The organism is Streptomyces sp. STR69, from assembly GCF_024519455.1.
In the GTDB taxonomy this organism is placed as follows: domain Bacteria; phylum Actinomycetota; class Actinomycetes; order Streptomycetales; family Streptomycetaceae; genus Streptomyces.
Window position 1 is genome coordinate 29,491 of the sequence record NZ_JALJRY010000030.1, and the last position, 13,512, is coordinate 43,002.

Annotated in this window: 8 protein-coding genes and 1 pseudogene; 3 read left to right on the forward strand and 6 right to left on the reverse strand. The window is 71.4% G+C overall.

The window, feature by feature from the left end; genetic code table 11:
* The 3 genes from OC490_RS38950 to OC490_RS38960 all read right to left on the reverse strand — a co-directional run.
* Nucleotides 1-4,011, reverse strand: a 4,011-nt coding sequence (locus tag OC490_RS38950) for a beta-ketoacyl synthase N-terminal-like domain-containing protein (protein WP_410099234.1), incomplete at its 3' end; no start/stop codon positions are given.
* Nucleotides 4,012-4,055: 44 nt separating this feature from the next.
* Nucleotides 4,056-5,816, reverse strand: coding sequence for a fatty acyl-AMP ligase (locus OC490_RS38955; protein ID WP_262062771.1), 1,761 nt, complete (start codon nt 5,814-5,816; stop codon nt 4,056-4,058).
* Between the two features lie 68 nt (nt 5,817-5,884).
* On the reverse strand, nt 5,885-7,420 hold the full coding sequence (locus tag OC490_RS38960) for an acyl-CoA carboxylase subunit beta (RefSeq protein ID WP_262062854.1): 1,536 nt from the start codon (nt 7,418-7,420) through the stop codon (nt 5,885-5,887).
* 246 nt (nt 7,421-7,666) lie between these two features.
* On the opposite strand from OC490_RS38960, the gene OC490_RS38965 reads away from it, so the two are divergent.
* Nucleotides 7,667-9,307 (forward strand): glycosyl hydrolase family 28 protein, encoded by a 1,641-nt coding sequence (locus tag OC490_RS38965; protein WP_262062772.1) that lies wholly within the window; start codon nt 7,667-7,669, stop codon nt 9,305-9,307.
* Nucleotides 9,308-9,344: 37 nt separating this feature from the next.
* Here OC490_RS38965 and OC490_RS38970 read toward each other — a convergent pair whose 3' ends face one another.
* Both OC490_RS38970 and OC490_RS38975 read right to left on the reverse strand, forming a co-directional pair.
* Entirely contained in the window at nt 9,345-9,911 is a 567-nt protein-coding gene (locus tag OC490_RS38970; protein ID WP_262062773.1) for a dihydrofolate reductase family protein, read from the reverse strand.
* Nucleotides 9,912-10,094: 183 nt separating this feature from the next.
* Nucleotides 10,095-10,391: pseudogene (locus OC490_RS38975) on the reverse strand (glycoside hydrolase family 125 protein); the annotation flags it as partial.
* A 113-nt stretch (nt 10,392-10,504) separates the two neighbouring features.
* On the opposite strand from OC490_RS38975, the gene OC490_RS38980 reads away from it, so the two are divergent.
* Both OC490_RS38980 and OC490_RS38985 read left to right on the forward strand, forming a co-directional pair.
* Complete coding sequence (locus OC490_RS38980) at nt 10,505-11,110, forward strand: extracellular solute-binding protein (protein WP_262062855.1); 606 nt, start codon at nt 10,505-10,507, stop codon at nt 11,108-11,110.
* Nucleotides 11,111-11,203: 93 nt separating this feature from the next.
* Nucleotides 11,204-12,235: a LacI family DNA-binding transcriptional regulator gene (locus tag OC490_RS38985; RefSeq protein ID WP_262062774.1), complete on the forward strand. Its 1,032-nt coding sequence runs from the start codon at nt 11,204-11,206 to the stop codon at nt 12,233-12,235.
* Between the two features lie 2 nt (nt 12,236-12,237).
* Here the strand turns inward: OC490_RS38985 and OC490_RS38990 are convergent, their stop codons facing one another.
* On the reverse strand, nt 12,238-13,407 hold the full coding sequence (locus tag OC490_RS38990) for a glycoside hydrolase family 76 protein (RefSeq protein ID WP_262062775.1): 1,170 nt from the start codon (nt 13,405-13,407) through the stop codon (nt 12,238-12,240).
* Nucleotides 13,408-13,512: the final 105 nt, after the last annotated feature.

The window sequence follows — 13,512 nt, forward strand, 5'->3', positions numbered from 1 at the left end:
GGCCGGTGCGGCGGTTCCGCCCGGCGAGGCCAGCACCCGCCGCAGATGGGCGGCGATCTCATCGACGTGCGGCGGGTCGAGCAGCGACAGGTGATGCCCCGACACCGGTACGACCGTCAGGCGCGGGCAGACCTCGTCCCAGCCGAGTGCGTCGTCGTCCCGCTCGTACGCCGGGTCGCGCACGGTGTGCGGCGCCGGTTCCGTGGCCCGGTACAGCACCACCGGGCCCTCGTACCGGCCAGGGCGGTGTGCCTCGCCGATCCTCAGATCCAGGTAGGAGGCACGCTGGTGCTCCAGGGCGGCGGGCGGCACCCGTACGGCGCCGCGCAGGGTGCGCAGCACGGCGTCGATGCGTGCGCGGTCGTCGTCCATCGCCACGAGTTCGTCGTACGGCAGCGGCAGTTGGACGCCATACGTGTCGGCGATGTGCCGTGCGAAGCCCGTGAGATGGGCGCGGACGCGGTCGGCGGGGGAGCGGCCGGGTTGGGGGAGGGCGCGTACGGAATCGATGAGCGCGACGAGTCCGACGTCCCGCCCGGCGGCGACCAGCAGGCGTGCCGTCTCCTGGGCGACGAACCCGCCGAAGGACCAACCACCCAGCACGCACGGCCCGTTGGGGTGGACGGCGGTGATCTCGTCGACATAGCGCCGCGCCTTCTCCGACACCGTACGGGCGTCCTCGATCCGGTCGAGACCGTGCACCGGCCGTTCGTCGCCCAGGTGTCGGGCGAGTGCGCGATAGACGTCGGCGGTGCCGCCGGCGGCGTGGAAGAGGAAGAGCGGGGCGTGCGTGCCGCCTCCGTGCAGCGTGCGGAGAGGGCCTGATGTGTCGGTCAACTGTCTTATCCGGTCCGCCACTTCGTCGATGGTCGTTGCGTCGAACAGGTCACGCAGATGCAGCTCGATCCCGAACTCGCGGTCCAGAGCGGTGCGGATCCGGACGGCCATCAGGGAATCCAGACCGAGGTCGGCCAACGCGGTGGTGGGGGTGATGCGGGCCGGGGAATGCCCGGTGACGGCGGCGATGTGGTGGCTCAGCCGGGCGACCACCGAATCGGGCGCGGGCTCCACGACAGCGGCGGGTTCCGGGACAGCGGCGGGCCGTGCCGGCCGGTCCCCTGTCACACGCCCCCGCCCGTCCGTCCACCAATACCGCACGTGCCGCCAGCGCGGCAGCGGAAGGTCGACAACTTGGCCGGTCGGCACGGGCAGGGACAGCCCCGCCGCGTACAGGGCGCCCAACTCCCCGAGAAACGCCGCGGATCCGGCCGCGTCGCGGCGCAGCGTGCCCACGGTGAGCGCGTCGGGCACGGTGTCGGTGATGGACCGGGCCAGGACCGGATGCGGCGAGATCTCGACGAAGGCGGTACGACCGTCCGCCGCAGCCGCCGCGAGGGCCCGGTCCAGCCGTACCGGCCGGCGCAGGTTGGCGGCCCAGTGGTCGGCGCCGAACTCGCAGGCGCCGCGCGGGTCGTCCAGGACGGTGGAGTAGACGGGGATACGCGGCGACCGGCCTCGGAGGTCCGCGAGGGCCTCGACCAGCTCCGGCAACAGCGGGTCCACGTGCGGCGAGTGTCCGGCGCCGACGACCCGCATGGCCCGGGCGGCCCGCCCCCGCTCCTCCATCCGGCGCACCAACCGGGCCACCGCGACCTCGTCACCGGTGACGACCTTCTGCCGGGGCGAGGAGTGCACGGCGACCTGGACACCCGGGAACTCCCCCTCCAGGTCGGCCAGTTCACCGTCCTCCAGTTCCACGACGGCCATCGCGCCCCCGCGCAGCCCACCGAGCAACCGGGCCCGTACGGCGACGACCCGCGCCGCGTCCACCACGTCCAGCGCGTCCGCGCAGACAGCGGCGGCCACCTCGCCCAGGGAGTGGCCGATCACGGCGGCGGGTTCGACGCCGTAGGACCGCCACAGCTGGGCGAGTGCCAACTGGGTGCCGAAGAGGACTGGTTGGGAGACATCGAGCCGGTCGAGCGGTCCGGCGGAGGTCAGGTGTGCGCGGAGCGAGAAGCCGAAGACGTCGGCGAGCCGGGCGTCGAGTTTCTCCACTGCGGCGGCGAAGGCCGGTTCCTCTGCGAGGAGTTGACGTCCCATGCCGGTCCACTGGGTGCCGTATCCGGAGAACACCCACACCGGACCGCGCCCCACCCGGTCGCGGTCGCCCGTGAGCACCCGCGGGTCCCGGTCGCCCTGGCCCAACGCGCCCAGTGCATCGGCCAGTTCACGTCCGTCGCGGGCGACGACGGCGGCGCGCACCGGCCCGCGCCCGGTGCGTCCCGCGAGTGTGCGCGCCACATCGGCGGGCCGGGCCGCGCTTCCGACCGGTGTGCGCAGCCACGCGGCGAGCCGGGCGGCGGTGTCGCGGACCCGCTCGTTGTCGATGTCGGAGAGGAGATGCAGACGGGCGGTCGGCTCCTCGACCGACGTCCCCCCGACCCCCTGAGTCGCAGGCACGGTCGGCCGCCGTTCCTCCACCACCGCATGGGCGTTGGTGCCGCCGAAGCCGAAGCCCGAGACACCGGCGGTGGCCGTGCCGCTGTAGCGGGGCCAGGGTTCGGGCTCGGTGACCAGGCGCAGCCGTGGGTCGGGGTGCGAGGTGCCGTGCAGCGACGGCGGGACGAGGTCGTGATGGAGGGCGAGGACCGTCTTGACCAGGCCGGCGAGACCGGCCGCGGATTCCAGATGACCGAGGTTGCCCTTCACCGAGCCGAGCAGCAGGGGCTGTTCACGGTCACGGCCCGCGCCCAGCACCGCGCCGAGCGCGCCCGCCTCGATCGGGTCGCCCAGCGGGGTACCGGTGCCGTGCGCCTCCACGTAGTCCACGTGGGCCGGGACGAGTCCGGCCCGCCCGTACGCCGTGGCCAACAGGGCTTGCTGCGCGGCCGGGTTGGGGGCGAGCAGGCCACCCGAGCGGCCGTCGGAGTTGACCGCCGTGGCGCGGATCACCGCGAGGACACGGTCACCGTCGCGCTCCGCGTCGGACAGCCGTTTCAGCAGCACCGCCACGCAGCCCTCACCGCGCCCGATGCCGTCGGCCGTCGTGGCGAACGGCTTGCAGCGGCCGTCCGGCGCGAGCGCCCCCGCCCGGGCGAAGGCGACGCCGACGGTGGGCGAGAGCAGGACGTTGACCCCGGCGGCGATCGCCGCGTCGGTCTCGCCGTCGCGCAGGCTCACGCAGGCCTGGTGAAGGGCGACCAGGGAGGACGAACAGGCCGTGTCCACCGCCATGTTGGGACCGCGGGTGTCCAGGACGTACGCCAGTCGGCCGGCCGTCACACTGAGGGCCGCGCCCGCCGGGGCCCAGGGGTCGACGGCGTGCGCGTCGGCGCCGGTGAGGCGGCCGTACTCCGGCGCCGAGACTCCGACGTAGATGCCGGTGGCCGTGCCCGCGAGGGCCGTGGCCGGGACGGCGGCGTGGTCGAGCGTCTCGCGGACGACTTCCAGGAGGATCCGCTGCTGAGGGTCCATCACCGCGGCCTCGCGCGGGGTGATCCGGAAGAAGTCGGCGTCGAATCCGGCGATGTCGTCCAAGTAGCCGCCGTACAAGGGTGCTTCGGCGGGCGGAAACGGCGTGAAGTCGCCCCATCTGTCCTCGGGGACGCGCCTGATCGCGTCGACGCCGTCGATCAGCAACTGCCAGTAGTCGTCCGGGCCGCGCACTCCGCCGGGCAGTCGGCAACCGACCCCGATCACCGCGACGGGCTCGCCGGGCGCTGCCCGCACGGCCGGTGCGGGGACGTGACGCGGGTCGGGCCGGGGGTCCGTACCGCACACCCGCGCCACCAGCGCGTCCACGGTCGGCGCCTCCCACAGCAGCGTCGCCGGCAGTTCGTGCCCCGTCAGCAGCGACAACTCGCCCGCCAGCACGACCGCGTCCCGCGAGGACATACCGAGTTCGGCCAACGGCCGGTCCGTCGCCACGTCATGGGCCGGCGTGCCGTGCCACTCGGCCACCCGCTCCAGGATCCGGCGACGCAACGCGTTCTCGTCGGCGGCCGTCATCCGTTCCCCTGCCCGGTGGTTCGGCCCGCTCCCGTCGACGGCCGTCATCCCGTGGTCTCCGTGGCGTAGTCGCCCTCCAGATACCGGGCGCGGGTCAGGGCCCGTGACACCTTGCCGCTGGAAGTGCGGGGCACGGTGCCGGGAGCGACCAGGACGACATCGGCGAGCCGCAGCCCGTGCCGCGCGGAGACGGCCGCGCGCACGGCACGCGTCAGGGCCGGCACGTCGAGGTCGGCGAGGCTGGTGCCCCGCGTGTGTTCGGCGACGACCACCACCCGCTCGCCTGCGCCACCCACCCCGCCCGTTCCACCCGGCACCCCGAACGCGGCGAGCCGGTCCCGCCGTACGGCCCGGTGCGCGTCCTGCGCGGTGGCCTCCACGTCCTGCGGATAGTGGTTGCGGCCGTCGACGACGATGAGGTCCTTGAGCCGGCCGGTGACGATCAACTGCCCGTCCAGGACGGTCCCCAGGTCACCGGTGCGCAGCCAGCCGCCCGGCGCTTCGCCGCCGAGCGAGGCGCCGAACACCCGTCGGGTCTGCGCGGGGTTGTTCCAGTAGCCGCGCCCCACGTTGGCACCCTGCACCCAGATCTCCCCGACCTCCCCCTCGGCCAGCACGGCGTGGGCGACCGGATCGACGATGCGCACCCGCTGCCCCACCGGAGTTCCGCACCCCGCGAGGAGCACGGCCCGCGGATCCTCGGGCCGTGCGGGCAGCGCCTTCCCGGCGGCGAGGGCGTCCCGGTCGAGGGCGAACCGTCCGAGCGGCCGGCCGGGCCGGGCGGCGCTGACGAACACGGTGGCCTCGGCGAGCCCGTACGACGGACAGTGCGCCTCCGCCGCCAACCCCTGTGCGGCGAACGCGGCGTGGAAACGGTCGGCGGTGCCGGGCCGGACGGGTTCGCTGCCGTTGATCAGCGCGGCGACCCCGTCCAGCCGCAGCCCCTCCTTCTGCGCCTCGGTGACGGTGGAGGCGCAGTAGTCGTAGGCGAAGTTCGGCGCGGCACTCAGCGCGCGCGGATGCGCGGCCAACAGCCTTAGCCAGCGCGCCGGTTCGTGCAGGAACGCGGTCGGATCCATGAGGACCGACGGCACTCCGCGTACGACGGGGGCCGCCACGCTCAGCACCAGCCCCATGTCGTGGTACAGCGGCAGCCAGCCCACGCAGGTCACCGGATGCGCGTCGGCGCCGTAAGCGGCAAGCGCCTGGCGGGCGTTGGCGACGACATTGGCGTGAGTGATCTGCACGCCCGCCGGAGCCCGGGTCGACCCGGAGGTGTACTGGAGATAGGCCGTCGCGTCCGAATTCGGCTCCGGCGCCAGCCAGTTGAGGGCGGCGGTGTCGGGCACCCGGTCCGCCGCGAGGACCGGCACCTCCGCACGCTCACAGAAGTCCGTCACCTCGGCCAGGACCCGGTCGGTGGTCAGCACGACCGCGGGGCGCGCGTCCCCCAACACCCCGACGAGCCGGTCGCCCTGTCCCGGGAGACCGGGCGGATACAGCGGTACGGCGACCATCCCGGCGGCCAGTGCCGCCAGGAACCCGGCGATGTAGTCCGTCCCCTGCGGGCACAACAGGGCGACCCGCGCCCCGGGTTCGGCCTGCTCGGTGAGCCGGGCGGCCAGTGCCCGTACCCGCAGATCGAGCCGCTGCCAGGTCGACGTGCGGTGCACACCACGGGAGTTGGGGGCGGGATGGTCGACGAAGGTGAACGCCCGGCGGTCCGGGGTGAGTTCGGCCCAGTGCCGCACGTACTCGGGCAGGGTCCGGTACGCGGGCGCGAGCGGCGGGCGGCGACTGTCCATCGGACGGGCTCCTCACGAACAGCAGGGCGAGCGGCGGGGGAGTGGCGTGAAGGGGGTGAACTCAGCGGTCAGAGCGGGATGTTGCCGTGCCGCCGCTCCGGCATCGGGGCTCGCTTGCCCCGCAACGCGCGCAGGGCGCGGCCGACATGGACCCGGGTGTCGCGTGGCGCGATGACGTCGTCGACATACCCGCGTTCGGCGGCGAGGTACGGAGTACCGTGCGTGGCCTCGTACGTGGCGACCAGGTCCGCCCGCAGCGCCTCCGGGTCGTCCGCCGCGGCGAGTTCACGCCGGTGCAGCACGCCCACGGCGCCCTCCGCGCCCATGACGGCGATCCGCGCGGTCGGCCACGCGAGGTTGAGGTCGGCGCCGAGATGCTTGGAGCCCATCACCGCGTACCCGCCGCCGTACGCCTTGCGCACCACCACGGTGACCTTGGGGACGGTCGCCTCGGCGTACGCGTACAGGAGTTTGGCGCCGCGCCGGATGATGCCGCCCCGCTCCTGGCACACGCCGGAGAGATAGCCGGGGACGTCCGCGAAGGTCAGCAGCGGGATGCCGAACGCGTCGCAGAACCGCACGAACCGCGCGGCCTTCTCGGAGGCGTCGATGTCGAGGACCCCGGCCGAGTGCAGCGGCTGGTTGGCGACGACCCCGACACTCGCCCCCTCGACCCGGGCCAGCGCGCAGATGATGTTCGGCGCGAACAACTCCTGGACGTAGAGGAGTTCACCGTCGTCGACGACCGCGCGCAGGATGTCCCGCATGTCGTAGACGTGGCCGAGCCGGTCGGGCACGACCTCGTCGAGCGGGGCCCCGGCGGCGACGGCTCCGGGCGCGTACTCCGGGGGCGGCTCCAGGTTGTTGGCGGGAAGGTACGACAGCAGGTCGCGTACGGTGTCGAGCGCGTCCTCCTCGTCGGCGGCGAGGAAGTGGGCGTTGCCGTTCACGGAGTTGCTGGTGCGGGCGCCGCCCAGCTCCTCGGCGGTGGCGCGTTCGCCGGTCACCGCCTCGATGACGTCCGGCCCCGTGACGAACATGTGCGAGGCGCCGTCCACCATCACGGTGAAGTCGGTGATCGCGGGGGAGTAGGCGGCGCCGCCCGCGCACGGGCCCAGGACGACGGAGATCTGCGGGATCACCCCGGACGCCTTCACATTGCGGCGCACCAACTCGGCGTACAGCGCGAGGGAGTTGACGCCCTCCTGGATGCGGGCGCCGCCGGAGTCGTTGAGCCCCACGACCGGACACCCGGTCTTCAGGGCGAGGTCCATGAGGGCCACGGTCTTCTCGCCGAAGGCCTCGCCCATGCTGCCGCCGAAGACCGTGGAGTCCTGCGCGAACACACAGACCGGCCGTCCGTCGACCGTGCCGTACCCCGTCACGACCCCGTCGCCGTACGGCCGTTGGGCACCGTCGCCCGCCGTTCTCGCCCGCACGAACACACCGGTCTCCGCGAACGAGCCCGCGTCCAGCAGCCGTTCGATCCGCTCGCGCGCACCGAGGGCCCCGCGTCTTCTCGGCGCGCCGGTGACCACCGCCCGTGCCCGTCGCTCCGCCAGGTCGGCGATGCGTCCGGCGGTGCGGTCCGCCGCAGGTGTCACTGCCGTCAGGGATGTCGTCGCCTCTAGCGTCACAGCCACCTCCGAAGTGGTTCTCGAATATGGCAGCGATTCGGCGACGGACCGGAGGATCGCCGTTCTGTTTGCGGGAGTTGAGTCCTGGGCGACGGAGGTTCGTCCTGAGGTGACAACGGAGCGGCAGGGGGCCGCGAGGGGCCGGGGGGTTCCGTGGTCCAGACCATTATGTTGTCATGGCAATGGAAACGTTGCCCTACGGGAGGACACCGGATGAGATCACCACTGGCGCCGATCGGCGGAGCCGAGAACCCCCGCCGGCGCCGACTGGCCCTCGCACTCACCGCACTCCTGCTCGGTGTGGCGGCACTCCTGGGAACCCCACACCCCGCCCAGGCCGCGGCGGGGACCGTGACGGCGTACCCGGTCCCGTCCATCTACCCGGCGTCCACCGACTACAAGTTGACCGTCAACGGAACCTCCGTGCCCGTCACCAAGTACACGGGCTACGACATCGCGCAACTCGCCCTCGGGACCGGCACCGCCCCCATCTCGGTCACCAAGCTCAACAACACGGCCATCGGTGCCTACAGCATCAGCCCGCAGAAGCTCGGCATCACCGGGACCGTCAGCGGCCCGACCCTGACCTTCACCGTGCAGAACGACGAGTATCTGATCGTCAAGCTCGACGGCCGCCCCGAGCTGGTCATCGCCGCCGACCCGGCCGAGACCAACCGCCCCGCCACGAGCGGCGCCGGCATCTTCAACGTGCAGAGCGTGCCGTACTCGGCCCAGCCGAACACCGGCGCCTACACCACAACTCCCTTCCAGAACGCCCTCAATGACGCCGCCGCGTACGGCTCCGCGAACGGCACCCAGGGCATCGTGTACGTCCCGGCCGGTGTCTACACCCTCGGCAACCTCTACCTGCGCAGCAACCTCGCGCTCTACCTCGCACCCGGCGCGGTACTCCGCTACACGGGCGAGGCCGCCCACTATGTGGTGAACGGACACAAGAACTCCCAGGGGCGGGACCTCACTTGGTTCATCTCCACCCGGTACTCCTCGACGAACATCAAGATCTACGGCCGCGGCATCGTCGACGGCAACGGCCAGGCCGCGCTCGCGCCCTCCAACCTCGGCGTGAACCTCCTCGCCCCGATCTACACGAGCGGCTTCACCGTCGACGGGATCACCTTCCGGGAGTCCAGCAGTTGGGCGGTCATCCCGCTGCGCTCCTCGGACCTGGCCTTCCGCAACATCAAGCTGTTCAACAGGTTCGACATGGGCGAGAACGACGGCATCGACGTCATGGAGTCCACGAACGTCACCGTCGACCACGCCATCGGCATCGGCCTCGACGACCCCTTCAGCACCAAGACCTGGCCCGACGTCGCCGACATCTACAGGACGGTCCCCGGCACCGCCCGCCCTCTCGACGACGTCACCTTCAACGACCTTGTCTCCTGGACCTATTGCTACGGCGTCAAGGTCGGCCAGGGCGTCTACGAGCCGCAGGACAAGGTCACCTTCCAGCATGTCGTCGTCTACGACGCGGCCGTGGGCATCGGCGTCCACTACAAGTACGGCACGGCCGCCGCGACCAACCTCAAGTTCGACGACATCGACATCGAACGGCTCAGCTACAAGAACGACGACAACCGCACCTGGCTCGCCCTGATGACCGGCAGCACGGCGGGCACCGGCCCGGTCACCGGCATCACGATCTCCAACGTCCGCGTCCGCAACGCCGGTACGACCGCCGCCCGCATCAACGGCCTCCCGGGAGCGCCCATTTCAGGCATCACCCTGAGCCACATAGTGATGCCGGGCACCACGACCGGGGCAACGACTCCGAGCCAACTGAACCTCACCAACCTGTCGGACTACGACGGCCTCACGATCACGCCGTGAGGCCGGCCAGGCGGGGGCGCCGCTCCTCCGGCCGGGATCAGCGCTGGCCGGCAGGCTTGCTGGGCAGTTCGGCGCGGCTGCCCCGGCATGAGTAGACGATCTCCACCGAACCACCGGGGAGGGCGCGCTCGCGTTGGAAGACCAGCCCGGTGTCGGGACCGAGCATGGGGGTGAGTTGCATCCCACCACCGAACAGCATCGGCAGTACGACCAGTTCGAGGGTGTCCAGCGCGCCAAGGGCGTGGAACGTCCCGATCGTTCTCGGGCCCCCGATGAGGTGGACGTCGCCGCCCCGGTTGGCCGAGCGGAGCTTCTCCAGCAGCCGTACCGGGTCGCTGTCGGTGATGACGTGGTCAGGGGTGCCGTCCGGACGGTGTGAGCCGAGTACGAACACGTCGAGGTCCGGCCATGGCCAGCGGTTGTTGGTGAGCGCGGGCTCGAAGGTGGTGCGGCCCATCAGCGCCGCCTCGCAGCCTTCGAGGAACTCCCGGATGCCGTGGCTCTGGCCGGAGACGAACGCGGGGTCGGCGGTCTGGGCGGGCCACCCGTTCGGTGTGGTCACATAGCCATCGGCACTCATGCTCATACGGGCGCGGATCTGCATGACTTCTCCTCGGGGCGTCCGGCAGCCGGCCATACGGTCGGCAACCCGAACCTCTCGTCGACGAATGGACAGTACTTGCTGATCACAGAGCCGCGGCCCGTCCGGATTCCGCCTCGCGGGCCGCGCCTCCACCCACCCGTCGAACGGGGGATCCACCGATCGACACGCTGCCGAGGAATTTTTCTAAGAAGTCAGGAGCCCCCGAGCCCGCGGATGCACCGGAAACAGCTGCCGCACCCCCTCCCCGCACACCTCAAGCGCCAGCTCGCAGAACATCGCGTTCGCCCAGCCGAACCACTCCCGGGTGAACCGGCCCGGCGCGTCGACATGGAAGCTCTCGTGCATCAGGCCGGTACCGGCGGTGGTGGCCGCCAGGATCTCCAGGGCCCGAGCCGCCTCGCCCGCGTCGCCCGTCAGACCGGCGGTGGCGATCGCCAGCGGCCAGACGTGGCGGCCGGGCGTGTGCGAACTGCCGATCCCGGACGCGTAACTGCCGCTGAAGTAGGAGGGGTTGGCCGGGGAGAGCGCGAAGCGCCGGGTCGGCGGGCGGCGCGCCGTTCGCCGACGACGTCCACCACCCCACCAAGACGACCATCGACACGACGTACACCGACGGTGTCCGCAAGGTCGCGGCGGGCATCAAGAGCGGGGCCGTCGCACCGCCCGGATACGACATCAGCAACCAGCAGGCGCTGTTCGCCGCCGGGCAGATCCCGATGCTGTGGAGCGGCCAGTGGCTGGCCGCCGGCTTCCTCACCGACAAGCCGAAGATCAAGTACGGGTTCGCGCCGCTTCCCCAGCAGACGAAGCCGGCCATCCTGTACGACGCGGTGGGCATCTGCACCCCGTCGTACACCCAGAACGCGGACGCCACCTTCAAGGTCCTCAAGTACCTCGACTCCACCGTGTGGACCAAGGTGCTGCCCGACTCCCCGGTCGCGGCCCCGGCCTATCTCTCGGCGCAGAGCGCCTACTACGGCGCCCTCGACAAAGCCGGTCTGACGACCGTCGAGTCCACCGTCAAGGCGGGCCTGAACACACCGACCACCATCGGCGTGCGCTTCACCACGCAGTGGGCCAGCCAGTCCAACGACTTGATCACCGCCTACTGGCCGGACCTCCTCAACGGCAAGAAGCCGCTGTCCGACCTCCAGACGATGACAGGCAAGATCAACGACGTGATCAAGAGCAACGGTTAGGGCCCCGGGCCGAGCGGCGGGCCGGGACCCGATACGTATCCTGAGGGCGGTCCCGGCCCCCGGTACGCGATGGAAGGTTGGTCTTCAACTCACGTGAGAAGTCGTCCCCCGCACAGCCAGAACACCAGGCCCACGATGCGCGACGTCGCGGAGCGCGCCGGAGTCGCCGTAGTCACCGTCTCCCGCGTCGTCAACGGCATCGGCACGGTCCGCGAGGAGACGGCCGAGCGCGTGAACGCGGCGATCACCGCCATCGGCTACCAGCGCAACGAGATCGCGCGCTCCCTGCGCCCCGGCCAGAACTCGATGACCATCGGGCTGCTGCTCGGCGACCTCACCAACCCGTTCTACGCCTCCCTCGCCAAGGCCGCCGTCGACGTCGCCAACGAGGCGGGCTACGCAGTGCTGTTGAGCACCGCCGACGAGGACCCGGAGGTGGAGCGCCGGGCCGTGGGCGAGCTGATCGGACGCCGGGTCGCCGGGCTCATCATCGTCCCCGACCAGGGCGACCACGCCTTCCTGAACGAGATCAACGGCCACGACCACGTGCCCATCGTCTTCGTCGACCGCCCGGCCACCGGCGCCGAGGCCGATGTCGTCCTCGTCGACAACGAGGAGGGCGGACGCAAGGCCACCCAGCACCTCGTCGACCAGGGCCACGACCGGATCGCGATCCTCGTCGCGCCCTCCTACTACAGCACCGGCCGCCGGCTGCGCGGCTACCGCAAGGCGCTGCGCCGCAGCGGCATCGAGCCCGACAACGACCTGGTCGTCACCCTGCGCGCCGGCACCACCGAGGAAGCAGAGGCCGCCACCCGCACCCTGCTCGCCTCCGCGAACCCGCCCACCGCGGTCTTCTCCACCACGGGCTTCCTCACCGAGGGCGTGCTGCGCGCCTGCCGTGAACTCCAAGTCTCCGTGGCGGTGGTGGGGTTCGACGACTTCAAGCTCGCCGACATGCTGCCCACCCCGGTCACCGTCGTCACCTCCGACACCGAGGAACTCGGCCGCAGGGCCGCCCACATCCTGCTGGACCGCATCGACGGCGACGACTCCCCCTCCCAGCGCACCGTTCTCCCGGTCGAGTTGATCGCGCGCGGCACGGGGGAGATCGGGCACCCGTAACGTCAGTAAAGCGTCCGCCACTTGGTGCGCGACCAGGCGAGCACGGCGTAGAGCTGCACCAATGCCGCCTGCTGGATGGCCTGGGTGCCACCGGCCGTGTCGAAGTGCACGAGCCCGGTGGCGGGATCGCGCATCGTGTCCCACACCTGGTCGGCGTAGTCGCTCATCGCCCGGTGGTAGGTGTCCTTCCCGGTCACCGACTCCAGGAGCAGCAGGTTCTTGAAGAAGATCGAGTTGAAGAACACGGGCTGGGTGAACAACCGCCCCTGCGTGACGTAGTAGGCGTACGCGGCGGCGGCAACCCGCTCCGCCCGACGCAGGTGGGCGCGGTCGCGGGTCACCTGGTACAGCAGCACCGCCACACCGACCGGCACGCCCTGGTTGTAGGACCAGAAGGTCTTCTCGATGGTCCCCTGGAGGTCAAGGTGGTCCCAGTACAGGCCACTTGGGCTCTGGAGGTGGGTGTTCGTCCAGTCGTAGAGGCGCTTCGCCCAGTCCAGGTAGTCGGCCTCGCCGGTGATCTGGTGCAGGCGCAGGGCGAGTTGGGCGCCCGGCATGTTGGAGACGGTGTTGCGGTCGTGGCTCCAGCCGGCCTGCGTCCAGAAGACCCCGCCCGGCGCGGCATGACCGCTGTCGGTGTCCCAGCCGGACCGCACCAGGGCGAAGATCTCCTTGGCGCGGGCCAGCGCGGCGGTGTCCCCGGCCTGCAGATACCGCTGGACCTTCGCCAGGCCGACCCATTCGTTGTCGTCGTAGAACATGTCCCCGCCCGAGCCGTACGGCGCGACGGGGTAGGAGGCGTAACCGGGGAGGCCGGTGGTGCCTCCGCCGGCGTTCCAGTAGTGCTCTTGCGCCGCCGCCCGTCGTGACAGTTCCGGCTCCGACTCCGGGTCCACGGCGGCGAGATCGAGGGCGGCGATGTGCACCTGCGAGAAGGGCCATTCGTACGAGTACGGGTTGTCGCCGCCGGCCGCCGGGATCTGCTCGCGGACGAGCCCGGAGCCGTCCGTCGTGTCGAAGTGTCTTTTCAGCGCGGAGTAGGCGTCTCTCGCGCGGGACAACGCCCTTGCGGAGCTCGGGCGTTCGGCCGCGTCCGCCGGTGCTGCGGCTGTCGCCGTCAGCGCGGCCAGACCGGAACCGATCAGCACTCGCCGGGAGGGGCGCAGGGACATGGTGGCCTCCAAGGATGCGGGTGATGGAAACGTTGTCATCGACTCAGGAGGCCGTCAACGCCTCTGCCGGCACGGGCAGTTCATCGCTGGGACATTCTGGTTCGG